The organism is Pseudoflavonifractor sp. (assembly GCF_050943825.1).
Classification (GTDB): Bacteria; Bacillota; Clostridia; order Oscillospirales; family Oscillospiraceae; genus Pseudoflavonifractor.
Genome location: NZ_JBMNPX010000009.1, coordinates 43,097 through 68,739, shown reverse-complemented (window position 1 = coordinate 68,739; position 25,643 = coordinate 43,097). Strand labels below are relative to the sequence as shown.

The following is a 25,643-nucleotide window of genomic DNA, read 5'->3' as shown; positions in this document are numbered from 1 at the left end:
CACCGGGCCGCTGATTTTCTTTGCCAGCTTGATGATGTTCTTTCTGGCTGCCATCTCGCATTCCCTCCTGTTGTGATGTTCCGCCTGCCTCAGACGGTCATTTCTTCCACTGTGCCACCTGCTCCTCCAGCCAGGCGCACCACCGGTCCATGCCCTCTCCGGTCTTGGCCGAGATGGGGATGATCTCCACCCTGGGATTGATGGCGTGGACCCGCTGGGTCAGGGCCTCCAGGTCAAAGTCGAAGAAGGAGGCAGCGTCCATCTTGTTGACCAGCAGCACGTCGGCCACGGTGAACATCAGGGGGTACTTCAGGGGCTTGTCGTCCCCCTCGGGTACGCTGAGAATCACCGCGTTCTTCACCGCGCCGGTGTCGAACTCCGCCGGGCACACCAGATTGCCCACGTTCTCCAGGATGATAAGGTCCAGCTCCTCGGTGCCCAGCTCCTCCAGGCCCTGGCGGGTCATCTCCGCGTCCAGGTGGCACATGCCGCCGGTGTGGAGCTGGATGACCCTGGCTCCGGTGGCCGACACCGTCCGAGCATCCACGTCCGAGTCGATGTCCGCCTCCATCACGCCCACCCGCAGCCTCTCCTGCAGCCTGGGGATGGTGCCCATCAGGGTGGTGGTCTTTCCGCTGCCCGGGCTGGACATCAGGTTGAGCAGAAACACGCCCTTTTCCTTCAGCCGCCCCCGGAGCTGCTCTGCGTCCCGGTCGTTGTGCTCCAGAATTCCCTGCTTGATTTCAATCACCTTAAAGGCCATTGCGGCAACGCCTCCTCCATTCCGGCAGAGATTGTGAAATTATCTACATAGATTGTATCAGCTGCTCCTGAGACCGTAAATAAACAACTTGTCGTTGCAGTCCACAACAAAATATTGTATAGTGAAATCAAAGATTCGACAGGACGAAAATGGGGGGACAGACAGTGCAGATGAAGGTAATTGAGGCATTTCTCTCCCTGTATGAGGCCAGAAGCTTTTCCCGGGCCAGCCGGACCCTGTTCATCACCCAGCAGGGCCTCAGCAGACAGATCCGGGCTCTGGAGGCGGAGGTGGGGCAGACCCTCTTTGACCGCAGCCGCATGGGCGCCCAGCCCACCGAGGCGGCCCATCGTCTCTACCCCTATTACCGGCAGATTCTGGAGCTCTACCGGGCGTCTCAGCAGGCGCTGGGGACGGGGAAGGGAGAGCGGCAGAAGCTGTGTATCGGCTTTGCCTACGGCATTGCCAGCGGCGGCGGGGCGGATTACCTGCTGGAGTACCAGCGGCGCCACCCGGAGGTGCAGGTGGAGATCCAGGAGTGGTCCAAGGAGCAGTGCATCCAGAAGCTGCTCCACAACCGGCTGGACGTGGCCTTTCTCATCAACCCCTTTCCGGAGAACCTGTTCCGCACCAGCCGCATTGTTACCGACCACATGTACGCCGCCATGCACAAGACCCACCCTCTGGCGGCGGAGGAGGGGCCGCTGGAGTTCCGGGCCCTGGCTGGGGAGGCCCTCATCACCGGATCGCCGGAAAATGCCATGCGGCAGTTTTTTGACTACTGCTGCGTCCTCACCCAGATCCACCCCCGGATCTCCCTGGCCTCCAGCCATAATCTGGACATTATCAACACTATGGCGGAGAATATCGGAGTGGCCACACTGAACTCGGCCATGGCTCTGCGGGTGACCAACCCGGACGTCCGCATCCGGCGGCTGATTCTGCCCTGCGAGGGCTACCTCTGCGGCTGCGTACCCCTCTACTGCGGTGAGGACGACCTGCCCGCCCGGCTGCTCCAGTACGCCCAGCGGTACTATGCCCTCCACCCCATCCCCGCCTATCCGGCGGAATGAGGAGAAAAACCCGCCGCCCCTTTGGTTGCAAAGAGCTCCGGCGGTTGGTATAATAAAACAAATGCAGACAGCCCGGAGCAAGGACGCTCCGACGGCAGAAAAACCACTGACAGAGGACCCTTTCTCCGCAAAAGGCCGGGGGAAGGGCGGAAAAAGCTGCCTGAGCAATGGGGACGGGGGCGAAACAGTGAACTTTTTGGAGCGTTTGGAGTACCACTCCTCCAGGCTGACCAATACAGAGCGGAAAATTTCCGACTATGTGCTTGCGCACCAGGCGGAAACGGTGCGGGTAAACATTGCCGAGCTGGCGGAGCTGTGCGGCGCGTCCCGCTCAGCAGTGCTGCGCTTTACGCAGAAGCTGGGCTACTCCGGCTTTACAGAGTTCCGGTATGACTTCTCTCTGTTTGTACACGCCGGACTGGTCACACAGGAGGAGAGCGCCAACCGGGTTCAGCAGGTGGCCTCCTACTATGAGACGGCGGTGCGGAAAATCTCCGAATGCGTGGATGACAGCCGGATGGGGGAGATTGCCCAGCAGATTATCCACGCCCGCCGGGTGAAGATTTTTGGCATGAACCGCAACGGATACAGCGCCCAGCAGCTGCGCCACCACTTCCACACGCTGAATTTTGACGCCGAGGCGGTGACCGAGGCGGTGCTGGTGCGGGACCTGTCCGCCGCAGGCAGGGCGGGAGACGTGCATATCTACTTCTCCGTCAGCGGTGAGACGCCTGTGATCCGGGAGGCTATCCGCTCCTCCTTCCAGCAGGGCGTGACCACGGTGCTGATCACCATGCACCGGGACAGTCAGATGGCACCCTACGCCACCTATCAGGTGGTGCTCCCCACAACCCGGATGGTGACCACGGACTACTTCCTGGACCAGCAGGCCATCAATTTCGTGTTTATTGAGATTCTCATTGTCTTTCTGGGCAGCAGTCTGGCCCAGGCGGAGGAGGAGCCCGGCAGAGGGCAGAAAAGCGGAAAACCATAGAAATCGGATAAAAAGAAGCGCCCCTGAACCGATTGGGTTCAGGGGTGCTTTTTGTGTGTTCATACCGGCTTCCCGGGGGCAGCAGGCTGGGTACTGAGCTTTTTGCGGTAAAAGGAGAAGAAGCAGGCGCCGCCCACGGCGGTGGAGACAATGTCCGCCACCGGCTCTGCGGCCAGTACAGCCAGCACCTTGTCGCCCTGGAAGAGGGCGGGGAAGAGGTAAATCAGGGGGATGAGGAGAATGACCTTGCGGAACACGGCAAAGAACAGGGAGCTCTTGGCGTTGCCCAGGGCGATGTAGGCCTGCTGGCAGGCGTTGAAGGCTCCGTAACAGATCATGCCGAAGAAGTACACCCGCAGCATGGCCGGACCGGCAACCATGGTCTCCGCGTCGGCGTTGAATATCCGCAGGAACAGGGAGGGGAAGGCCAGCACGACCACGGCGCACAGCAGTGTCCAGCCCCAGCAGGTGAGCAGCTCCAGCCGGAAGGCAGAGCGCACCCGGTCCAGCTTTCCGGCGCCGTAGTTGTAGCCCAGGATGGGCTGGGCGCCGTCGGTAAAGCCGTGGGTCATCAGCTGGGCCATCTGCCAGACGCTGTTCATAATGGTCATCACGCTGACGGCCAGGTCCCCGCCGAAGCGGTAGAGCTGGTTGTTGAAGGCGATGGACAGCAGACTCTCGGTCAGCTTCATGATAAAGGGGGATACGCCCAGCAGCATGATCTGCCGCAGGATGGGCCAGTTGGGCTTCATGAGGGACCAGCGCAGCCGCAGGGTGCTGCCGCCTACCAGGAGAAAGCGCATGACCATCACGGCGGACACACCCTGGGAGATGACGGTGGCCAGGGCGGCGCCCGCCACATCCATGTGCAGGCCGTAGATCATGATGGGGTCCAGCACCACGTTGAGCAGCGCGCCGGTGGCCACGGTGAGCATGCCCATTTTGGCAAAGCCCTGGGTGTTGATGTAGGCGTTCATACCCACGGAGATCTGGACGAAGAAGGTGCCGCAGATGTAGATCCGCAGGTAGGAGAGGGCGTACTCCAGGGTGACGCCCCGGGCGCCGAAGGCGTAGAGCAGGGGCTCGCCGAAGGCCAGGCACACCGCCATAATCACCGCGCCCACAGCCATCAGCGCACCGAAGCTGTTGGACATGATGCGCTCGCCCTTCTCCGTCTCGCCCCGGCCCAGACAGATGGCGCACAGAGGGGCGCCGCCGTTGCCCAGCAGGGCGGTGAAGGCGGTGACGATCAGGGAGATGGGGGCGGTGATGCCGATGGCGGCCATCATGCTCCGGCTGTCCGGGAGCTGGCTGATGTAGATCCGGTCCACCATGTTGTAGATGACGGTCACGATCTGGGCCAGGATGGACGGGCCTGCCAGGGAGAAGAAGATGCTGCGGATATTGCCGGTTCCAAGCTTGACGGTATCCATGGGTTAACTGGGCTGCTTGGTGCCCAGATAGAAGGCGATGTTGGCGCTGCGGTCCAGCTTGGGCACCAGAACAGGCTCACGGCAGGTCATGATGGGGGTGACGCCGGGGCCGTGGCCGGCCAGGTTGGAGTCACCGTGGATGATCACGCCCACTGTGCCGGAGCCCCGCAGGTAGTCGGGGCCGTGGAAGCACTGGTGGTCCTGGATGAACACCAGGTCGCCGAAGCGGAGGTCGTCCAGGTGGAACTCGGCCCGGGAGGCGGGGTCGCGGGTCATGATGTCGTAGTCGCTGCCGAAGACCTCCATGGCGCCCAGGCCGGAGCCCATGAGGTAGGCGGGGATCACGGCGGACACGGGCACCACCAGATGGCCGTCCTCCTCCTGGATGTTCAGCTTGTCAAAGAGATCGGGGTCCACGCTCATCAGCTTGACCTGGGGGTAATCCACCAGGGCCAGACCCTGGCCGTAGGCCTTGACAAGGATCTTGTCGTCGCAGACCATCTTGTTCAGGGTCTCCTGGGAGAACCAGATCATCACATGGTCGATGCCGCCGTGGGTGCCGGTGACAAAGCCCTTGTCGCCGGCGGCCTTGCCGGTGACCACCTCGGCCACGTTGCCGATGCAGGACAGGTGGGTGTAGGCACGGTTCTCGATGTCGTCGGCGTTCTTGGAGCTGACGCCGGGCTCGATGTGGTCGCCCACCAGGCCCATGCAGCTGTCGCCAATCTCAATGTCGTAGGTGATGGCGCCGTGGGCGGGGGTGAAGCGGGCGCCGCCGTCGCTGCCTACCCGGTAGACCTTCTGGGGGGTGAGGACGGGGTGGTGCACCCGGCCCATGACGGACTGGCGGACGATTTTGTCCCGGTTGGTAGCCAGACTCATAACAAAGACTTCCTTTCTTATGCGTTGTTGTTGCGGTAGCGCTCCAGCTTCTCACGGTCCAGCTGGGAGACAAAGGCGGTGACCGCCTCCAGGCAGTGGAGGTAGTCCCCGGCGTCGATCATCAGGCTGCCGGTGTGGACGTTGCGGGCGCAGATGCAGGCGGTGAGGGCGGGCACGGCCAGACCGGAGGTATTGATGCACCCGGCGTCGGTGCCGCCCTTGGACTGGTGGAACTGATAGGGAATGTTCCGGCTGCGGAGCAGGTCCAGGTAGTCCAGAAACATGGTGCGGTTGGGCAGATAGGTGCCGTCGGCGAAACGGACCATGACGCCCTGGCCGATGCCGCCGCAGGGGGGCTCAAAGCGGTCCACGTCGTTGGCGGCGGTGCAGTCCAGGATGATGGCCAGGTCGGGCTTGACCAGGTTGGAGGCGGTGCGGGCGCCCCGCAGGCCTACCTCCTCCTGCACATCGGCGCCCACATACAGGTCAAAGGGCAGCTCCACGTCCCGCAGACTGCGCAGCAGCTCCACGCCCAGAATACAGCCGAAGCGGTCGTCCCAGGCCTTGGAGAGCAGTCTCTGACCGCCGTTGAGCACCTCAAAGGGGCCGTCCACCACAATCTGACAGCCCTCCAGCACGCCCTGGCTCCTGGCGTCCTCCTCGCTGAGGAAGCCGAAGTCCAGGTAGAGCTGGTCCAGAGGTACCCGGCCGCTGCCGATCCGTTCCCGGAGAATCTTGACGGACAGGGCGGAGACACAGCCCTTGAATTCCCTGCCCTGGTCGGTGCGCATGCGCACCCGGGCGCCGGGCAGCACGTCCTCCCACAGCCCGCCGATGACATGGGCCCGGATCAGGCCGTTGGGGCGGATCTGGCGGACCACCAGGCCCACCTCGTCGCTGTGGGCGGCCACCATCACCCGGAAGGGGTTGGGCGCCTTGGAGCGCTTGACGGCAAAGAGAGAGCCGTTGTAGTCGCGGACAATCTCGTCGGATACGTCCTTATAATAGTCTGCCAGCAGGCGGCAGACCTGCCGCTCCTGACCGGAGACGCCGACGGCCTGGGTGAGGGTCTCCATCAGTGAGAGGGTTTCGGTTGAACAATTCATATCGGTTCCTTTCCTCAGCCCGTGATGGGGAACCAAACGGCGCGCCGGAAGTGGCGCGCCGTTTGGCGCAGACTGATCAGTAAGTCAGGCCGTCGAAGTAGACGGAGTTGGTGGGATCGTGCTTGAGGCCGGAGACAGCGGTGTTCATCAGAGCCACCGCGCCGGAGCCGTACAGGGGGATGGTATAGGCGTTCTCCTCCACCAGATACTTCTCGGCCTCGTGGAGCATCTCCATACGCTTGGCGGGATCGGTCTGGGCGTTGGCCTCCTCGATCATGGCGTCATAGGTGGTATCGTTGACCTGCTTGTAGGACTGGTTGTAGGACACCCAGCGCTCCAGATAGTAGAAGGGGTCCAGATAGTCGGCGCTGGTGGAGCCGGTGGCCACCTCGTACTGGCCGGCCTTACGGGCCTGGGCATAGGCCTTCTGCTCGGCGGCGCTCAGCTCCACGTCCACGTAGATCTCCTTCCACATGGCCTGAAGGGCCACGCAGATATCGGTATTGCCGCTGGTGCCGATGTAGCTGATGGTCAGAGGCATACGGTTGTTCTCGTTGTATCCGGCGGACTCCATCAGGGCCTTGGCCTGCTCCAGGTCGTAGTCGGCGTAGCGGCCGTCGGCATCGGCGTTCTCACGGAAGTCGCCGCCGTCGGCATCGGCCATGCCCTTGGGCACGTAGCCGTAGAGGGGGTACTTGGTGTCGTTGGCGCCGATGAGGACCAGCAGCTGCTCACGGTCAATGGCCATGGACAGGGCGCGGCGGACGTCGGCGTTGGCCAGGGCGGGGTTGGTTTCGCCGGTGCAGTTCATCCACAGGAAGGTGTTGGACACCACAGGGTCCAGATGGATGAGGGCGGGGTCATCGGCGTAGTTGACGGACACGTCGGCGGGGACATACAGGGCCAGATCCAGCTCGCCGGTCTGGAAGGCGGAGAGCTGAGCCTGGGGATCGGTGATGATCTTGGCGATCAGGGTGTCGGTCTGGACCTGGTCGGCGTAGACATAGTGCTCGTTCTTTACCATGACCACCTCTTCCTTGTCCCGGACGGCCTCCAGCTTGAAGGCGCCGTTGGTGGGCACGGCGGGGTCGTTGGCCCAGGTGCTCTCATGCTCCACGGCGAAGTCGCTGCGGAGGGGATAGGCCACCACGTTGCTCAGCAGGCCGGTGAAGTAGGGGCAGGGGGCGGCCAGGGTGATCTCCAGGGTGGTGTCATCCAGGGCGTGGATGCCCACGTCGGTCATGTCGGCCACGTCCAGCATGTTCTCGTTGGCCTCGGCGCCGCCCGCCACGGTGCTGTACAGCAGGTAGGCGTAGGCGGAGTCAGGACCGTAGCCGATGCTGCGCTTCATGCCGTACTCATAGTCGGCGGCGGTGACGGGCTGGCCGTCGCTCCAGGTGTTGCCCTCCACCAGCTTGAAGGTGTAGGTCAGGCCGTCGTCGCTGACGGTGTAGCTCTCGCAGGCCATGTTCTGGACGTTGCCGTGCTCATCATAGCGGAACAGGGGGAAGTAGAGCTGGGCCAGAACGGCGCTGGTGTTGGAGTTCATGCAGATAGCGGGGTCCAGGTAATCGGGCTCGCTGGAGATGCCGTAGGTAAAGGTGTGGGTACCGTCGGGGGAATCGCCGGAGCCGGTCTCGCTGGGGGTGGACGGCGCGCAGCCGGCCAGCAGAGCCAGGCTGAGGGCACAGGCCAGCAGTCGTGTGATCTTCTTCATAATTCTCTCTCTCCTTTTTGCGTTTTCAGGAAGCGGAGGAACCGCTCTCTTCATACAGGAAGCAGCTCACCTGTCTCCCGTCCACCTGAACAGTGGGGGGCGTGGACTGGAAGCAGCGCGGGCTGGCCTTGGGGCAGCGGGTGGCGAAGGGACAGCAGGGCTTGGGATTGATGGGGGTCGGGATCTCGCCCTCCAGCACAATACGCTTCCGGGCCCGGGCGGTGTGGGGGTCGGGGATGGGGATGGCGGACAGAAGCGCCTGGGTGTAGGGGTGGAGGGGATTGCGGTAGAGCTCGTTGCTGGGGCCGGTCTCCACGATATGACCCAGGTACATCACGCCGATGCGGTCGGAGATATGCTTGACCATGGACAGGTCGTGGGCGATGAAGAGGTAGGACAGGCCGGTCCGCTCCTGAATCTCCTCCAGCAGGTTGATGACCTGGGCCTGGATGGACACGTCCAGGGCGGAGATGGGCTCGTCACAGACGATGAATTCGGGGTTGAGGGCCAGGGTGCGGGCGATGCCGATGCGCTGCCGCTGGCCGCCGGAGAACTCGTGGGGGTAGCGGCGGATGTGGTCGGGCTTGAGGCCCACGGTCCGCAGCAGCTCCACCACCCGGTCCTCGCGCTCCTGAGGGGTGTACAGATGGTGGATGTCCATGGGCTCCCGGATGATCTCGCCCACGGTCATGCGGGGGTCCAGGGAGGCGTAGGGGTCCTGGAAGATCATCTGGACCTGCCTGCGGTAGTCCCGCAGCTGGGCGCCCTTCAGGGTGGTGATGTCGGTGCCCTTGTAGTAGATATGGCCCGAGGCGGGGGAGTAGATTTTCACAATGGTGCGGCCCAGGGTGCTCTTTCCGCAGCCGGACTCGTCCACCAGGCCGAAGGACTCTCCGGGGTAGATCTCAAAGGACACGCCGTTGACCGCCTTGACGATCTGCTTTTTGGCCAGGACGCCCTTGGTCACGTCAAACCAGGTGCAGCACTGGTCCACCTTTAAAATGGGCTCGGTCATTGGCTCGCCCCCTCTCTCTGATTGAGCCAGCAGCAGCTGGAGTGGGTGGGACTGAATACGGTCTCCTCCGGCATGTAGTCCCGGCAGATCTTCATGGCGTGCTCACAGCGGTCCAGGAAGGGGCAGCCGGCGGGGGGCTTGAGCAGGTCGGGGGGAGAGCCGGGGATGGGCGTGAGGACGCTGTCGTCCGCCTCCGGGTTGGTGACGCAGCTGAGCAGTCCCTTGGTGTAGGGGTGGTTGGGGGAGTAGAAGATCTCCTCCGCCGTGCCCTGCTCCACAATTTTGCCGCCGTACATAATCAGCACCCGGTCGCACACCTGGGCCACCACGCCCAGGTCGTGGGTGATGAGGATGACCGAGGAGTTGAATTCCTCCTTCAGGTCGGCAATCAGGTCCAGCACCTGGGCCTGGATGGTCACGTCCAGGGCGGTGGTGGGCTCGTCGGCGATGATGAGCTTGGGGTTGCAGGCCAGGGCGATGGCGATGATGATGCGCTGGCGCATGCCGCCGGAGAACTGGTGGGGATACTGCTTGATCCGCTTCTCCGGGGAGGGGATGCCAACCTTGCGCATGAGCTCGATGGCCCGGGCCACTGCCTCCTTCCGGGAGAGTTTGGTGTGGTTCATAATGGGCTCCACCAGCTGGGTCTCAATCCGCAGCACCGGGTTGAGGAAGGTCATGGGGTCCTGGAAGATCATGGCCATCTCGTTGCCGCGGGTGGCCTGCATCTTTTTCTCGTACTCCTTGGGGGAGGGGAAGCTGGACACGGACAGGTCGGTGCCGTCGAGCATCACCTTGCCGGAGGTAACGGTGCCGTTGCCGGCCAGCAGGCCCATGATGGAGAACATGGTGACGCTCTTGCCCGAGCCGGACTCGCCCACGATGCCCAGGATTTCGCCCTTTTCCACGGTAAAGGACACGTCCCGGACGGCGCGTACCGTCCCCTGCTCGGTGGAAAATTCAGTTGAAAGGTGCTCTACGCTGAGAACAGACATGACATTCACCTACCGTTTCTTGGGGTCCAGGGCCTCGCCCAGGCCGTCGCCCAGGAAGTTCAGGGCCAGCATGGTCAGACAGATGGACAGCACCGGCCACACAATCTGCAGCGGATAGCTGTTGATGACCAGCCGGGCGTCGTTGGCCAGGGTGCCCCAGCTGGACATGGGGGCGGAGATGCCGATGCCCACGAAGCCCAGGAAGGACTCCTGGAAGATGGCCGACGGGACCATCAGGGTCAGGGAGACGATGATGGGGCCGATGGAGTTGATGATCAGGTGCTTGAACAGGATTCTGGACTTGCTGGCGCCCATGACAAAGGCGGCCAGGGAGAACTCCTGCTCCTTCAGGGACATGACCTGGGTCCGCACCAGACGGGCCATGCCTACCCAGGAGGAGATACAGATGCCCAGCAGCACGGAGAACATGTTGCTGCCGAAGATGAGCATGATCAGGATGATGTACAGCAGGTTGGGGATGGAGTAGAGCATGTCCACCACCCGCATCATGATGAGGTCGGCCTTGCCGCCCACATATCCGGCGATGCCGCCGTAGACAATGCCGATGACCATGTTGATGCCGGCGGCGGCAAAGCCCACGGCCAGGGAGATGCGGGCGCCGAACATGACGCGCACAAAGATATCCCGGCCGAACTTGTCGGTGCCGAACCAGTGCTGGAGGGAGGGCAGCTGGTTGAGGGCGCTGCCGTCCATGCCGTCATAGGTGTAGGGGGAGAGGATGGGGACAAAGATGGCCATCAGACACATGAGAATGATGAAGCACAGGCTGATGAGCGCCAGCTTGTTGCGCCGGAAGTTGCGCCAGGCGTCCTGCAGGAAGGTCTTGGACTCCATTGCGATGAACTCGGCGTTCTTTTCCGATGCCGGCAGCGGCTCGAAGGCGTCGGGCGGCAGCGGATTGGGGGCGGAGGCTTGCTTGATGATTTCCTTCATGTCAGTCACCTGCTTACTTGTCCAGTTTGATCCGGGGGTCCACCGCGGCGGCCACCAAGTCGGAGAGAAGGTTCATAACAATGACCAGGAAGCCCATGAAGATGGTCAGACCCATAATCAGGGTGTAGTCACGGTTGGTAACGCTGCTGACGAACTCAGAGCCGATACCGGGGATGGAGAACAGGGTCTCCACCACAAAGCTGCCGGTCAGCAGGCTGGCGATCAGAGGGCCGGCGTAGGTCACCACCGGCAGCAGGGCGTTGCGCAGGCCGTGCTTGATGATGACCTGCCACTTGGGCGTGCCCTTGGACCGGGCCAGAATCATGTAGTCCTGCCGCATGACCTCCATCATGCTGGTGCGGGTCAGACGGGAGATCATGGCGATGGGGTGGAGGGAGACGGCGATGGTGGGCAGCACGTAGTGCAGCGGCGTCTTCAGGCCGATGGTTGGGAAGAGCCCCAAGCCTACACAGAACACCAGCATCAGGAACACGGCCAGCAGGAAGTTGGGGACGCTGACGCCAATGGTGGACAGCAGCATGACAAAGTTGTTGACCCATCTGCGTTTGGACAGCGCCGCGGCAATACCCAGGCCGATGCCCACCACCATGGAGAAGACAAAGGCGGTCAGGCCCAGCCGCATGGTGACCGGAGCGGTGGTGCCGATGATATCCACAACGGTCTTGCCCTTGCGGATCAGGGACTCGCCCAGGTCTCCGTGGATCAGGCCGTTCATGTAGATGCCGTACTGCTCCAGCAGCGGCTTGTCCAGCCCGTACTTGCGCTCCAGCTGTTCATACTGCTTCTGCGCGGCCACCGATTCATCGTCGTTGATGAAAGGAGAACCCGGGATAATGCGCATTAAGAAGAAAGTGGCCGTAATCAGAAACAGCATGGTCAATATACCAATGAGCACGCGTCTGACAATGTAGTTCAGCATGTGATTCTCCTGCCTTCCTGGGAGTGGGAAGAAGTATCAAAGAAAGTGAAAGCATTGAATCTCTTTCCCAAATTTGATATGAATTATATAGCGAATCGAATAATAATGCAAGAGTAAAAATGAGAAGTGTCGAAAAAACTTTTTTCTCTGTCAAATTGCTGTGATAAAATACAAATATAAAATGTAAATCATCTGCATTATAAAGAAAAAAACATATGGTGTTTTTCTCTTGCAAGTGGCGATTTTCAAAATGTTTCATTATGAATATATTTTGCAACAAAATGTTTGCAATGAATTTTATTCAAATATAAAATGAATATATAATAAAAAGGTGCGCGAATGGAGGACATGTTCCACACAACGAGGACAAAAGAAAACGAGGCGAATTATAGAATGGAGTTTTCTGGAAAACTCACGGAATGAGAAACGAAAAACTGTTTTTAATAGACTTTTGTCTTGTTTTGGGAGAGGAAAGATAAAGCATTGGCAGCAGGAAAAAAGAATGTACACATTGTAGAGACAAATGTATATAGAGGGAGCGACCGCCAGGGAGAGACAGGGGGAGGAGAATAAATGAATGATTTCGTCGAAACAGGCAGAATGGGAGAGAGATGCATTGGGATATAAACACTCTGGCCATGGTGCGTGTATTGGTGTAAAATAAGAATAAGGGACATGCCGGTCAGGAAAGCAGCTGGGACAGCCAGGCCCTGTGCGCCCCACGGGTGTGGGGATGAACCGACGTTGACCATACAGCTGATGGCGCTGCGTATATAGCCCCACCCAAGTGGGGATGACCCTTCTTAGCAGCCGTTATCTATGCATTATCCATGCTGCCCCCATGCCGGTGGGGATGAACCGTAGCAGCACAGTGCCATGTTGGTTGCATAGACCGGGACCAAAATCCGGAATTTGGCTGGGCTGAATCCCGGATTTTGGTTTGCGAAGGGTCACGGAGCGGAATGGGCCTGCCCAGAGCCTGTGAGGAGTAGATATCAGAGGTGTTCTGGTCATATTGTGAAAAAAACCTATGATAAATTGTACAATTCGGAGGGTAGAAAACGCCTCAGAAAAGGTCGCATGGCCTTTCTAGTTGTGAGATATAGCGGATATAATGGGTTTACAGGGAGAGATATCTGTACCATTTGCTGATTCTGGAAGCTGTACATTCCAAGGAGATGGATGTATTTGGAAATCTTTAAAGAACTGCCCCAGGAAAAGCGAGCGTACATGGAGCTTCTCTTCCGCAACTGCACTGAAGAGGTCCGGTACTACATGTCTCTGGTGGAGATTCCGGCCAACCAGACCTTTATCAAAGCGGGGACGGAGTGCACCCAGATTTTTATGATTCTCTCCGGAACGGTGACGGGGGTGGAGTGGCCGGCCCACGACCGGTGCTACCCCTTCAAGGACTTCGGACCGGGAGACTTTTTCGGCGAGATTGAGTGCTTTGCCGGTCTGCCCTGCTACCGCATCAGCATCCTGGCGGCTACAAAGTGCCGGGTGCTCACCATCCCGGCGGAGTGCTACATGGAGTGGATGCGCATGGACGTGGACGCGCTGTTCATGCGCACCCAGGAGAACATGCACCGGCTGATTACCCAGACGGCGGAGGCCAGAAAGTACCTCTTTATGGAGGGAAAGGACCGGCTGATGGTCCACCTCATCCGTCTGTTTGAACAGCGGCAGCCTCAGCCCGAATACCTGGAGCTGAAAAAGACCAGGCCCCAGCTGACGGAGGAGATAGGCTTTTCCGTGAAAACCCTCAACCGGAGCATCAAGCATCTGGAGGAGATGGGACTGATCCAGATGCGGAAAGGGAAGGTTGTCATCCCCCGGGAGGGATTTTATCAGATGAAGACCCACGTGGAACACCATGTCAACGGCTGAGGGCCCATCCTACGGGCGCCCCCTTCAGCCATCAGGAAACAGGAGGAAAGCACCATGTATGTAGGAAAAAAAGTTACCCGGGTAGATGCCTATGACAAGGTGACCGGACGCACAAAATATACCGACGATCTGTGCGACGAGGGCGCATATGTGGCCCAGATTCTGCACGCCACCATTCCCAACGGACGGGTGGTGTCCATGGATGTGTCGGCCGCTGAGGCCATTCCCGGCGTGGTCAGGGTATTTACCTGCTTCGACCTGAAGGAGAAGCACTATTTCCCCACCGCGGGACACCCCTGGTCCACCGACGAGAGCCACCAGGACGTGGCCGACCGGCTGGTCCTCACCGACCGGGTTCGCTTCTATGGCGACGACATCGCCGCCGTGGTGGCGGAGGATGAGGTGGCAGCCGCCCAGGCCCTGCGGGCCATCAAGGTGGAGTACGAGGAGTACCCCTTTGTCCTGGACGTCCAGGAGGCCATGAAGGACGGAGCCCCCCAGCTCCATGAGGATTACCCCAACAACATCCTCAAACACACCTCCATCCGCAAGGGCAACTATGAGGAGGCCATCAAGGAGCCCGGCCTCATCAAGGTGGAGGGCTGGTACGACACCCCCACCGTCCAGCACTGCCACATCGAGAACTTTATCTGTACCGCCGAGATGACGGGGGACCGGATTAAGATTGTCAGCTCCACCCAGATTCCCCACATTGTCCGCCGGGTGGTGGGCCAGGCCCTGGGTCTCCCCTGGGGCAAGATTCAGGTCATCAAACCCTACATCGGCGGCGGCTTCGGCAACAAGCAGGATGTGCTCTACGAGCCCCTGTGCGCCTGGCTGTGCACCCAGCTGGGCGGCCATCTGGTGAAGATCGACATCCCCCGTGAGGACACCTTTGTCTCCAACCGTGTGCGCCACGCCATCCGCAGCCACATCATCTCCTGGGTGCGGCCCGACGGCACCTACGCCGCCCGCAAGCTGGAGGCCTTCTCCGACCAGGGCGCCTACGCCTCCCACGGCCACAGCATCGCCGCCAAGGGCATGGGCTGCTTCCCCCAGCTCTACCCCTGCGACAACGTGGAGGCCGATGCCTACACCGTGTTCACCAACAAGTCGGTGGCGGGCGCCATGCGCGGCTACGGCATCCCCCAGGCCATGTGGGCGGTGGAGTGCCACACTGAAGACGTGTGCGCCAAGCTGGGGCTGGACCCCATCGAGTTCCGCCGGAAGAACCTGATGCCTGTGGGCTTTACGGATCCCTTCTCCAAGAACGAGCTCTACTCCGACACCTTCAACCAGTGCATGGACAAGGGCATGAAGGAGATTGACTATCTCCGCAAATACAAGGAGTACCAGAACCAGACCGGCGATGTGCGCCGTGGCGTGGGCATGTCCGTGTTCTGGTACAACACCGCCGTGTGGCCTATCTCGCTGGAGACCTCCTCCTGCCGCATGGTGCTCAACCAGGACGGCTCCCTCCAGGTCCAGCTGGGCGAGACCGAGATCGGCCAGGGCGCCGACACCGCCTTCGCCCAGATGACGGCGGACACGGTGGGCGTGCCCGTGGAGAACGTCCACCTGGTCTCCTGCCAGGATACCGACGTGACCCCCTTCGGCACCGGCGCCTACGCCTCCCGCCAGACCTACACCGCCGGCTTCTCCATCCGGCAGACCGGCGCCCTGCTCAAGGAGCGCATCCTGAAGTACGCCCACCAGCTGACCCGGATGCCCCCCTACAACCTGGACATCGTGGACGGCAACATTGTCCGCATCACCGACGGCCGGGTGCTGATGACCCTGGGCGAGCTGGCCACCGAGGCCCTGTACAGCCTGACCGACAGCCAGCACATCACCGCCGAGAGCACCTCCCAGATTAAGTCCAACGCCTACTCCTTCGGCTGCACCTTCGCCGAGGTGGAGGTGGATATCCCCCTGTGCAAGGTGAAGCTCCTGGACATCGTGAACGTCCACGACGCGGGCACCATCATCAACCCGGCTCTGGCCGAGGCCCAGGTCCACGGCGGCATGAGCATGGGCATCGGCTACGGCCTGTCGGAGAAGCTGATGTTCGACCCCAAGACCGGCCGGGCTCTGAACAACAACCTGCTGGACTACAAGCTCTCCACCTTTATGGACCACCCCCGTCTGAGAGCCTATTTCGTGGAGAATCCCGAACCCACCAGCGCCTTCGGCACCAAGGCTCTGGGTGAGCCGCCCGCCTGCTCGGTGGCCCCCGCCATCCGCAACGCCATCTATCACGCCACCGGCGTGGCCGTGGACGAGGCGCCGGTCAATCCCCATGTTTTGTTCCGCAGATTCCGTGAAGAAGGTCTGATCTAAGGAGGCAGCAGTCTATGTATGATATCAAAGCGCTCTATGAGGCTGAGAGCGTATCCCACGCGGTACAGCTTCTGGTGGAGCATCCGGAGGCCCAGATCATCGCCGGCGGCAGTGACGTGCTGGTCCAGATCCGGGAAGGAAAGCGTGCCGGCAAAGAGCTGGTGAGCATCTACATGCTGGATGAGCTGCGGGGCGTGTCCTATGAGGAGGACGGCTCCCTCCGGATCGGCTCCCTCACCAGCTTCTCCCACATCACCCGTGACCCCCTGATCCAGAAGCACATCAAGGTGCTGGGCGAGGCGGTGGATATGGTGGGCGGCCCTCAGATCCGCAACATCGGCACCATCGGCGGCAACACCTGCAACGGCGTCACCTCTGCCGATTCCGCCTCCACCCTCTTCGCCTGGGATGCCATCGTGGAGATCACCGGCCCCGAGGGGGTGCGGCGCATGCCCATCCAGGCGTTCTACATCAAGGCGGGCCAGGTGAACCTGCGTCCCGGCGAGCTGCAGACCGCCATCATCATCCCCAAGGACTCCTATGAGGGGTACAAGGGACATTACATCAAGTACGCCATGCGCAACGCCATGGACATCGCCACCATCGGCTGCTCGGTCAACGTCAAGCTCTCGGAGGACAAGAAGACCATGGAGGATGTGCGCATCGCCTACGGTGTGGCAGGCCCCATTCCCATGCGCGCCGTCCACGCCGAGGAGCGGGCCAAGGGCCAGCCGGTCACCGAGGAGGCAGTCAAGGCCGCGGCCCAGGCTGTGCTGGAGGACATCCACCCCAGAGACAGCTGGAGAGCTTCCAAGGACTTCCGGGAGCACATCGCCGTGGTGCTGGCCGAGCGGGGGCTCAGGGAGGCAATCCGTCTTTCGGGAGGTGAAATCCATGCCTAATCAGTATAAGCTGGTATCCTGCACCATCAACGGCAAAAAGGTTGAGAAGATGGTGGATGTACGGGCCTCTCTCACCGACATGCTTCGGAATGACTTCCGCCTGACCAGCGTGAAGAAGGGGTGCGAGGTGGGCGAGTGCGGCGCCTGCAACGTGCTCATCAACGGCGAGACCTTCAACTCCTGTATCTATCTGGCCGTCTGGGCCGACGGCAAGGAGATTGTGACCCTGGAGGGCCTGGCTGGCCCCAACGGCGAGATCTCCGACATCCAGCAGGCCTTCATCGACGAGGCCGCGGTGCAGTGCGGCTTCTGCACCCCCGGCTTTGTGATGAGCGCCGCGGAGCTGCTGGCCGCCGGCCGGGAGTTCTCCGACGATGAGATCCGGAAGATGCTGTCCGGACATCTGTGCCGCTGCACCGGCTATGAGAACATCTTCCGCGCCGTGAAAAAGACCATGCTGCGCCGGCTTGGCAAGAACGCCGAGGCGGACGCGGTATAACTGCCCCGAAGAAAGCGCCTGAATCCATATCCTAGCCAATTGTTGAGCCCTCCGGCTGTGTCAGTGTCCAATCCAAACTGTGAGAGATGTGTACGACCAGTCGGAGGGATTTCCTACCACCTTTAGCTAAAAAATAGTTATTTGTAAAGAAAAATATGATTTAGCATTTAGATGATGAGAGGTGCGAAATGGAAAACAAGGAAGCGAATGTGAAGACTGTCAGTTCGGAAAACATCTACCGACTCAATGGGCGTGTTCCCCTGTCCAAGGCGATTCCCTTCGGCCTGCAGCATGTGCTGGCCATGTTTGTATCCAATCTTGCCCCGGTGCTCATTGTGTGCAGCGCCGCCCTGGTGCGCGGGACGGAAAACCACCTCACTGCGGTGGAGATCACCCGCCTGCTCCAGTGCGCCATGTTTGCCGCCGGCATCGGCACCTGCATGCAGCTCTATCCCGTCTGGAAAATCGGTTCCAAGCTGCCCATCGTGATGGGCGTCAGCTTCACCTTCCTTGGAAGCCTTCTGATCATCTGCACCAATCCAAATCTGGGCTATGAGGGTATGATTGGCGCGGTCATCCTGGGCGGTATCTTTGAGGGCCTGGTCGGCCTGAGCGCCCGGTACTGGAAGCGCTTCCTCACCCCTGTGGTGTCCTCCTGCGTGGTCATCGCCATCGGCCTGTCCCTGCTGCCCGTGGGCATGAACTCCTGGGGCGGCGGCAGCGGCTCTGCCGACTTCGGCTCCTGGTATCACCTGGTGGTAGGCCTGTTCACCCTGCTGGTCTGCCTGGTGTCCCGCTACCTGCTCAAGGGCGTGTACAAGAACCTGAACATTCTGGTGGGCCTCATCGCCGGATACATCCTGGCGGGCATTCTCACCCTGGCCAACGTGGCGCCGCTGGTGGACTTCTCCGGCATCGGCAAGACCGTGGGTGAGATCGGCTTCTTCAGCCTGCCCCGTCCCGTGTTCTTCACCGGACACATGCCGGTGTTTGACCTTGGCGCCTTCTTCACCATCGCCATCGTCTTCCTGGTCTCGGCGGCGGAGACTACCGGTGCCACCACTGCGGTGTGTAAGGGCGCGCTGGACCGCGACCTGAAGATCGAGGAGCTCCAGGGTTCCCTGGCCGTGGACGGCTTCTCCAGCACCATCTCCGGCTGCTTCGGCTGCCTGCCCCTGACCTCCTTCAGCCAGAACGTGGGCCTGGTGACCATGACCGGCGTGATCAACCGCTTCACCATCCTCATGGGCGCGCTGATTATGATTCTGGCCTCCCTCTTCCCGCCTCTGGGCGCCTTCTTCAACTCCCTGCCCCAGTCCGTTCTGGGCGGCTGCACCGTGATGATGTTCGGCTCCATCCTGTATGAGGGCGTCAAGATGCTCAAGGACTGCAAGTTCAACGACCGCACCATGATCATCGTCTCCCTGTCCTTCTGCGTTGGCGTGGGCCTGACCCAGACCGACGGCAACTTCTTCAGCGCGTTCCCCTCCGCCGTGGGCGACATCTTCAACGGCAATGCCGTGGCCGGCGTGTTTGTGGTGGCGCTGCTGCTCAGCCTGTTCCTGCCTAAGAGCAAGGACGCCGATGAGGACTGAGCCATCAGACAAGTACATAAAAAACAGCCCCTGCCGCACAAGCGGCAGGGGCTGTTTTTGTCTGCAGAAGGAGGGGGCGGTCAGGAGGCGTACCGCCTGAGTACCGTGCGGATGAAAAAGTTGGCCACCAGACAGGGAAGGGAGAAGCCGATGAACAGCAGATACGCGGCACTGAACGGAAAGGCCAGGGCGCATACTGCCAGAGACCCGTAGCAGAAGAGCGCGGCCAGAAGAGCGCGGAAGGGACGCCCCACGCCCAGAATCAGGGCCATGCGCAGGGCGGAGCGCAGGTCGGAACCGTCGGCAAGCAGCCCGTAAAAGTAGGTGGAGGAGAGCATGGTGACAAGGAAGATGGTGGTGCAGAGCATAAAGGGCAGAAACAGCAGGGGATTTGCCCCGGCCCGGCGGAGGTAGAACAGGGCGCCGCCGCCCGAGAAGAACAGAAGCAGGGCGACCATCAGGAACGCGGCGTAGGAGCGGCCCAGATGCTGCCAGAAGGCGGAGAAATAGTCGGCGGGGCAGTGCACCGGCTGGTCCAGCACCAGGCGGCGGACCACACGGTTCATGGCAAAGACAGACGGGGGGATGGTGACCAGAGGAATGCAGGTGAGCACAAAGAGGAGATTTGCCTTCAGCAGGTTGGCGGAATCCGACTGAAGAATCTCAAAAAAGCGGGCAGGCCCGGTTTTTTCCGGGGGCTCCTGATCCGTGCCGGGTGCGGGCGGCTGAGCACCTTTGGAGAAAAACACGGCGGACACTCCTTTCGCGTCCTGCCGGGAGGCGGACGCCGGTGATAGGAAAAGTCTATCACGTCGCCCCGGCGGATTCAATACCGGAAAACACCCGGCCGGTGCCGAATTGGAGGCCTGCCCGGTGCCGGTAGAGCCTGAATTGCACATAAAGCTATATAGCGGCGATGGGCAAAAAAGCAGTTTTCGAGTGGTAGGAAAAATGCGGAAAAAGCAGCGCCGAAAGAATGTTAAAATACACAAATATAGACGGTTAAAAATGTGTATCTTAAATGAAAATGCTAAAAATGTACCCAAATGCTATATGACATGCATAAAATCGGACTTATATGGCATCCGGGCATATTTCAAATATGCCAGTCCATTTACAAAACAAGCGGCCAAGGATTATATTTTTCTCATAAAAACCTGCTTTTGAGAGGAAAGAGCGGGAAAATGCGGCGAGGAGTGGAGTTATGAGAAGGAAATCCTGTATACTGGCAGCGGTCCTGGCATTTGCGCTTCTGCTGCCACTGAGCGGGTGCGGCAAATCGGACGGAAAGACGCACCTGACCTTTCAGATCTGGGATGTGGCCCAGCGCGACGGCATGCAGGCCATGTGCGACGCCTACACTGCCCAGAACCCCGACGTGGTCATTGAGGTACAGGTGACCAGCTGGAGTGAGTACTGGACCAAGCTGGAGGCGGCTGCCGAGAGCAACACCATGCCGGACATCTTCTGGATGCACACCAACCAGATCCTGTACTACTCGGACTTCGGCATGCTGGCTGACGTCACCGACCTCTACGATGACGTTGACCCCGACTACTACACGGAGCACTACTCGGACATCTCCCTGAGCAACGCCATGGGCAGCGACGGACGGCTCTACGGCGTGCCCAAGGACAAGGACAATGTCTGCCTGGTCTACAACAAGGAGATGTTCGACGCGGCCGGGGTGGCCTATCCCGACGAGAACTGGACCTGGGACGACCTGGTGTCCGCCTCCGAGCAGATCTACGAGGCCACCGGCAAGTACGGCTACATGGCCTACGCCGACGAGCAGCTGGGCTACTGGAACTTTGTCTACCAGGCCGGCGGCTACATCCTCAATGAGGACAAGACCGCCGCGGGCTTTACCAACAGCGCCACCGCCCGGGCTATGGAGTTCTATATCGGCCTGCAGGACTACGACTGGTGCCCGGACCAGAAGTATTTTGCCGAGACCAGCCCCGGCACCGCCTTCTTCTCCGAGATGGGCGCCATGTTCCTGGAGGGCAACTGGAATCTTCTGGCTGAGATGAACAACTACCCCGACATGGTGGGCAAGTGGGATATCGCGGTGCTGCCCAAGTGTCCTGACCCCGCCAGCGGGGACGGCCGGGCAACCATCTCCAACGGCCTGTGCTACTCCACTGCTGCCCGGGGCAAGAACCTGGAGGTGGTGAAGGACGTGCTCAAGTTCTTCGGCACCGAGGAGGCCCAGCGCATTCAGGGCGAGTCCGGCGCGGCCATCCCTGCCTACCTGGGCCTGGAGGAGACCTGGAGAACCGCCTTTGAGCAGTTTGACTACCCGCTGAACATCCAGGTGTGCTTCGACCAGTTCGACTACTGTGTTCAGAACGTGAACAACGCCGCCCGGCCCAAGTGGAAGAGTCCTGTCTCCGACCTGCTGCTGAAGATTTACAGCGGCGAGCTGGATCTGGACACCGGTCTGGCCAGCATGCAGGAAGCAGTGGATACCGCCACGGCGGCGTCCCTGGAGAATTAAAAGGGAGGGGAAGGTTGTGAGTCATATGCGCGCCAAGATATCCAAGCTTTCCGCCGCTGCCCGGCGGGAAGAGAACTGGGGCTGGATCATGGTGGCGCCCACCATTGTCGGCCTGCTGATCCTGAACGTGTGGCCCTTTATCCAGACGCTCTACGCCAGCTTCTGTGAGCACCTGGGCTTCGGCCACTACAAGTTCATCGGCCTGGACAACTACATCAATATGTTCCAGAATCCCGACTTCTGGAAGGCCACCTGGAACACCATCTATTTCTGTATCCTGACTGTGCCTATCGGACTGTTTCTGTCCCTGCTGGTTGCCATCCTGCTCAACGCCAAGATCAAGGGCAAGAGCTTTTTCCGCTCGGTGTTTTTCCTGCCCATGATCTGCGCCCCCGCCGCCGTGACCATGGTGTGGCGCTGGATCTTCAACAGTGAGTACGGCATCCTCAACCAGATCCTGGGCACCAACATCAACTGGCTCACCGACTCCAAGGTGGTTATGATCGCCTGCGCCATCGTGGCCATCTGGAGCGCCATCGGCTACGACGCCGTGCTGCTGCTGGCCGGCCTGCAGAATATCTCCAAGTCCTACTATGAGGCCGCCTCCATTGACGGCGCCGGCAAGGTGACCCAGTTCTTCCACATCACCCTGCCCATGGTCTCGCCCACCCTGTTTGTGGTGCTCATCATGCGCCTGATGGCCTCTCTGAAGGTCTATGACCTCATCTACATGATGGTTGAGGACACCAACCCGGCCCTCACCGACGTGCAGAGCCTGATGTACCTGTTCTACCGCGAGTCCTTCGTGGCCGGCAGCCGCGGCTCCGGCTCCGCCATTGTCATCTGGACCGTACTGCTCATCGGCATCGTGACCATCATCCAGTTCGTCGGCCAGAAGAAGTGGGTCAACTACGAGATTTAAGGAGGGTGTGCAATGAATAAGAGTTCGATTGGACGGGCACGGAAGACCTCCACGCTGCTGACCTATCTGTTTCTGATCCTGGGCGCCGTGGTGATGATCTTCCCCTTCGTGTGGATGGTGCTCACCAGCTCCAAGACCGTGGCCGAGAGCATGCAGATTCCCCCCGACATTTTCCCCGCCCAGCTGATGCTGGACAACTTTGTGGAGGCGGTCAAAAGCCTGCCCTTCCTGAACCTGTACGTCAATACCGCCCTGATGATCCTGTTCCGGGTGGTGTGCGCCGTGGTCTTCAGCTCCATGGCGGGCTACGCCTTTGCCAAGCTGAAGTTCAGAGGGAAGAACATCCTCTTCACCATCGTCCTGGTCCAGATGATGCTGCCCAGCCAGATCTTCATCATCCCCCAGTACCAGATGGTGGCCAAGCTGGGCATGGCCAATACCATCTTTGCCCTGGTGTTCCCCGGTCTGGTCAGCGCCTTCGGAACCTTCTTCCTCCGTCAGGCCTATATGGGCATCCCCAACGAGATTGGCGAGGCCGCCTATCTGGACGGCTGTAACCAGTGGCAGACCTTTACCAAGGTCATGTTCCCGCTGACCTCCTCCTCGGTGGCAGCCCTGAGCGTGTTCACCGCGGTGTTTGCGTACAGCGACCTGATGTGGCCCCTGGTGGTCAACTCCGACCTGAAGATGATGACCCTGTCCTCCGGCCTGGCCACTCTGCGGGGACAGTTCTCCACCAACTTCCCCGTGCTGATGGCGGGAAGCCTGCTGGCCATGCTCCCCATGGTGGTGCTCTATCTGTTCTTCCAGAGACAGTTCATCGAGGGCGTGGCCATGACCGGCGGAAAATAACCCCGGGCGGCTCTTGCATCGGGCTGAGAAATCCATTAGAATTGTCGCGACTATACTTTATTCTGCTGAGAGGGTCTCTCCATGATTGTCTACGATAAAGAAAATCGTACCTTTACCCTGCATACCAACAGCACCACCTACCAGATGAAGGTAGACCAGTACAGCGTGCTGCTGCACACCTACTACGGCCCCCGGGTGACGGGCGCCGACATGTCCTTCCTGATCCGCCAGGCGGACCGGGGCTTCTCCCCCAACCCCAGTGAGGCCGGCCACTGCCGGACCTACTCCCTGGACACCCTGCCCCAGGAGTACTCCACCTGCGGCACAGGCGATTTCCGCCTGCCCTCCCTGGAGCTGGAACTGGCCGACGGCAGCCATATCTCCGACCTGCGCTTTACCGGTTTTGAGCAGCGGGAGGGGAAGTATGCCCTGGAGGGCCTGCCCGCCTTCCACGGGGAGGGGGGAGAGACGCTGGTGCTCTTCCTGGAGGACGCCGCTGCCCAGGTGGCGGTGGAGCTCTACTACGGTGTGTTCCCCGACTACGACCTCATCACCCGGGCTGTGCGGGTGGTGAACAAGGGCGAGGGGAACGTGGCGCTGTGCCGGGCGGCCTCCCTGTGCCTGGACTTCCAGCGGGCCGACCTGGATATGCTCACCTTTGACGGCCGCCACGCCATGGAGCGGGGCATGAACCGCGGGGCCCTCCGCCCCGGAGTCCAGAGCGTGGGCAGCGTCCGGGGCATCTCCAGCCACCAGCACAACCCCTTTGTGGTGCTGTGCGAGCGGGACGCGGGAGAGGACCACGGGCTGTGCTACGGGGCCATGCTGCTGTACAGCGGCAATTTTGAGGCGGCGGCGGAGCGGACCCAGTTTGAGGACACCCGTCTGGTGATGGGGATTCATCCCTATCACTTCCGCTACACGCTGGCGCCCGGAGAGGGCTTCACCACCCCTGAGGCGGCCCTGATCTGTTCCCCCCAGGGCCTCACCGGGATGAGCCGCCAGTTCCACCGGGCCATCCGGGAGCGGCTGCTGCGCAGCAACCGGACCGGACGCAAGCCCGTGCTGGTCAACAGCTGGGAGGCCACCTATTTTGACTTTGACGCCGAGAAGCTGATGAGACTGGCCCGGGCGGCCGCCTCTCTGGGGGTGGAGCTGTTCGTGCTGGACGACGGCTGGTTCGGCACCCGGAACAACGACCTGGGCGGCCTGGGCGACTGGTGGGTGAACCAGGAGAAGCTGCCCGGCGGCCTGGCCGGTCTGGCCGGACAGATCAACGCCCTGGGCATGCAGTTTGGCCTGTGGATTGAGCCCGAGATGATCAGCGAGGACAGCCAGCTCTACCGGGAGCACCCGGACTGGGTGCTGTGCGCCCCCGGCCGGGGCTATACCCGGGGCCGCAGCCAGCTGGTGCTGGACTTCACCCGCCGGGAGGTCCGGGACCGCATCTACGCCGACCTGCGCAAGGTGCTGGAGAGCGCCCCCATTACCTACCTCAAGTGGGACATGAACCGCAGCCTCACCCAGGTCTGGTCGTCCGCCCTGTCCCCCGAGCGGCAGGGCGAGGTATACCACCGCTACGTCCTGGGCGTCTATGAGCTGCTGGAGCGCTTCCATCAGGACTACCCCAACATCCTCATTGAGGGGTGCAGCGGCGGCGGCGGCCGGTTTGACGGCGGCATGCTCTACTACACGCCCCAGATCTGGTGCAGCGACAACACCGATGCCATCGACCGCCTGAGCATTCAGTACGGCACCTCCTTCTGCTATCCCGCCTGTACCATGGGTGCCCATGTCTCCGCCGTGCCCAACGAGATCAACCGCCGGGTCACCCCGCTGGAGACCCGGGGCGTGGTGGCCATGTCCGGCGTGTTCGGCTACGAGATGGATCTGAGCCGGTGCACGGAGGAGGAGAAGGAGACCATTGCCCGGCAGATCCGGCAGTACAAGGCGTGCTGGGATCTGGTGGAGCAGGGGGACTACTACCGCCTCAGCCCACCTGACGGGGGGGACGGCTACGCCGCCTGGGCCCACGTGTCCCCGGATCGGCGTCGGGCCCTGGTCTCTCTGGTCAACTGCGACCTGTGTGCCGCGCCGCCCTTTGCCGTCCTGCGGCTGAAGGGCCTGGACCCGGAGCTGCGCTACCGGGTCAACGGGGAGGAGACCTATCCGGGCGATGTGCTGATGCACGCCGGATATCCCCTGCCCCTGCGCCGGGGGGATTACAGCGCCCTGCAGCTGTGCCTGGAGGCAGAGTAAAAAAGAGGCTGA

The 25,643-nt window shown here is 61.0% G+C and carries 21 protein-coding genes; 11 read left to right on the top strand and 10 right to left on the bottom strand.

The window, feature by feature from the left end; translation table 11 throughout:
• Positions 1-97: 97 nt before the first annotated feature.
• Complete coding sequence (gene hypB, locus ACOX7T_RS09265; RefSeq protein ID WP_433442059.1) at positions 98-763, bottom strand: hydrogenase nickel incorporation protein HypB; 666 nt, start codon at positions 761-763, stop codon at positions 98-100.
• A 170-nt stretch (positions 764-933) separates the two neighbouring features.
• Here hypB and ACOX7T_RS09260 point away from each other — a divergent pair, with 170 nt between their 5' ends.
• Positions 934-1,836, top strand: coding sequence for a LysR family transcriptional regulator (locus ACOX7T_RS09260; protein ID WP_433442119.1), 903 nt, complete (start codon positions 934-936; stop codon positions 1,834-1,836).
• Positions 1,837-2,023: 187 nt separating this feature from the next.
• Positions 2,024-2,830: a MurR/RpiR family transcriptional regulator gene (locus tag ACOX7T_RS09255; RefSeq protein ID WP_433442057.1), complete on the top strand. Its 807-nt coding sequence runs from the start codon at positions 2,024-2,026 to the stop codon at positions 2,828-2,830.
• Positions 2,831-2,889: 59 nt separating this feature from the next.
• On the opposite strand, the gene ACOX7T_RS09250 is transcribed toward ACOX7T_RS09255, so the two are convergent.
• The 8 genes from ACOX7T_RS09250 to ACOX7T_RS09215 form a co-directional block, all read right to left on the bottom strand.
• Complete coding sequence (locus ACOX7T_RS09250; protein ID WP_433442055.1) at positions 2,890-4,263, bottom strand: MATE family efflux transporter; 1,374 nt, start codon at positions 4,261-4,263, stop codon at positions 2,890-2,892.
• Positions 4,264-4,266: 3 nt separating this feature from the next.
• On the bottom strand, positions 4,267-5,145 hold the full coding sequence (locus ACOX7T_RS09245; protein WP_433442053.1) for a DUF4438 domain-containing protein: 879 nt from the start codon (positions 5,143-5,145) through the stop codon (positions 4,267-4,269).
• Between the two features lie 17 nt (positions 5,146-5,162).
• The gene (locus ACOX7T_RS09240) at positions 5,163-6,251 is read right to left on the bottom strand and encodes a M42 family metallopeptidase (RefSeq protein WP_433442051.1); all 1,089 of its coding nucleotides are present in this window, start codon (positions 6,249-6,251) and stop codon (positions 5,163-5,165) included.
• Between the two features lie 76 nt (positions 6,252-6,327).
• A complete protein-coding gene (locus tag ACOX7T_RS09235) occupies positions 6,328-7,968 on the bottom strand; it encodes a peptide ABC transporter substrate-binding protein (RefSeq protein WP_433442049.1) in 1,641 nt (546 codons plus the stop codon).
• Positions 7,969-7,993: 25 nt separating this feature from the next.
• Positions 7,994-8,983, bottom strand: a complete 990-nt coding sequence (locus tag ACOX7T_RS09230; RefSeq protein WP_433442047.1) for an ABC transporter ATP-binding protein — start codon at positions 8,981-8,983, stop codon at positions 7,994-7,996.
• The gene (locus tag ACOX7T_RS09225) at positions 8,980-9,978 is read right to left on the bottom strand and encodes an ABC transporter ATP-binding protein (protein ID WP_433442045.1); all 999 of its coding nucleotides are present in this window, start codon (positions 9,976-9,978) and stop codon (positions 8,980-8,982) included. Before ACOX7T_RS09225 ends, ACOX7T_RS09230 begins: the two co-directional genes overlap by 4 nt.
• A gap of 9 nt (positions 9,979-9,987) precedes the next feature.
• A complete protein-coding gene (locus ACOX7T_RS09220; protein ID WP_433442043.1) occupies positions 9,988-10,932 on the bottom strand; it encodes an ABC transporter permease in 945 nt (314 codons plus the stop codon).
• 13 nt (positions 10,933-10,945) lie between these two features.
• A complete protein-coding gene (locus ACOX7T_RS09215) occupies positions 10,946-11,872 on the bottom strand; it encodes an ABC transporter permease (protein ID WP_433442041.1) in 927 nt (308 codons plus the stop codon).
• 1,182 nt (positions 11,873-13,054) lie between these two features.
• On the opposite strand from ACOX7T_RS09215, the gene ACOX7T_RS09210 reads away from it, so the two are divergent.
• The 5 genes from ACOX7T_RS09210 (at position 13,055) to ACOX7T_RS09190 (ending at position 19,098) form a co-directional block, all read left to right on the top strand.
• Entirely contained in the window at positions 13,055-13,762 is a 708-nt protein-coding gene (locus tag ACOX7T_RS09210) for a Crp/Fnr family transcriptional regulator (protein ID WP_433442039.1), read from the top strand.
• Between the two features lie 54 nt (positions 13,763-13,816).
• Positions 13,817-16,102 carry a xanthine dehydrogenase subunit XdhA gene (xdhA, locus tag ACOX7T_RS09205; protein ID WP_433442037.1) on the top strand — a complete coding sequence of 762 codons (2,286 nt, stop codon included), beginning with the start codon at positions 13,817-13,819 and terminating at the stop codon, positions 16,100-16,102.
• Between the two features lie 14 nt (positions 16,103-16,116).
• Complete coding sequence (xdhB, locus tag ACOX7T_RS09200) at positions 16,117-17,004, top strand: xanthine dehydrogenase subunit XdhB (RefSeq protein ID WP_433442035.1); 888 nt, start codon at positions 16,117-16,119, stop codon at positions 17,002-17,004.
• Positions 16,997-17,503, top strand: a complete 507-nt coding sequence (gene xdhC / locus ACOX7T_RS09195; RefSeq protein WP_433442033.1) for a xanthine dehydrogenase subunit XdhC — start codon at positions 16,997-16,999, stop codon at positions 17,501-17,503. The genes xdhB and xdhC overlap by 8 nt, the downstream gene beginning before the upstream one ends.
• 188 nt (positions 17,504-17,691) lie before the next feature.
• Complete coding sequence (locus tag ACOX7T_RS09190; RefSeq protein WP_433442031.1) at positions 17,692-19,098, top strand: uracil-xanthine permease family protein; 1,407 nt, start codon at positions 17,692-17,694, stop codon at positions 19,096-19,098.
• An 80-nt stretch (positions 19,099-19,178) separates the two neighbouring features.
• Here the strand turns inward: ACOX7T_RS09190 and ACOX7T_RS09185 are convergent, their stop codons facing one another.
• Positions 19,179-19,847 (bottom strand): DUF624 domain-containing protein, encoded by a 669-nt coding sequence (locus ACOX7T_RS09185; RefSeq protein WP_433442029.1) that lies wholly within the window; start codon positions 19,845-19,847, stop codon positions 19,179-19,181.
• Positions 19,848-20,302: 455 nt separating this feature from the next.
• Here ACOX7T_RS09185 and ACOX7T_RS09180 point away from each other — a divergent pair, with 455 nt between their 5' ends.
• From ACOX7T_RS09180 to ACOX7T_RS09165, 4 genes are all read left to right on the top strand, one after another.
• Positions 20,303-21,598, top strand: coding sequence for an ABC transporter substrate-binding protein (locus ACOX7T_RS09180; protein ID WP_433442028.1), 1,296 nt, complete (start codon positions 20,303-20,305; stop codon positions 21,596-21,598).
• Between the two features lie 25 nt (positions 21,599-21,623).
• Complete coding sequence (locus ACOX7T_RS09175; RefSeq protein WP_433442117.1) at positions 21,624-22,520, top strand: carbohydrate ABC transporter permease; 897 nt, start codon at positions 21,624-21,626, stop codon at positions 22,518-22,520.
• Between the two features lie 12 nt (positions 22,521-22,532).
• Positions 22,533-23,372, top strand: a complete 840-nt coding sequence (locus tag ACOX7T_RS09170; protein WP_433442026.1) for a carbohydrate ABC transporter permease — start codon at positions 22,533-22,535, stop codon at positions 23,370-23,372.
• A gap of 81 nt (positions 23,373-23,453) precedes the next feature.
• Complete coding sequence (locus tag ACOX7T_RS09165; protein WP_433442024.1) at positions 23,454-25,631, top strand: alpha-galactosidase; 2,178 nt, start codon at positions 23,454-23,456, stop codon at positions 25,629-25,631.
• Positions 25,632-25,643 lie beyond the last annotated feature (12 nt).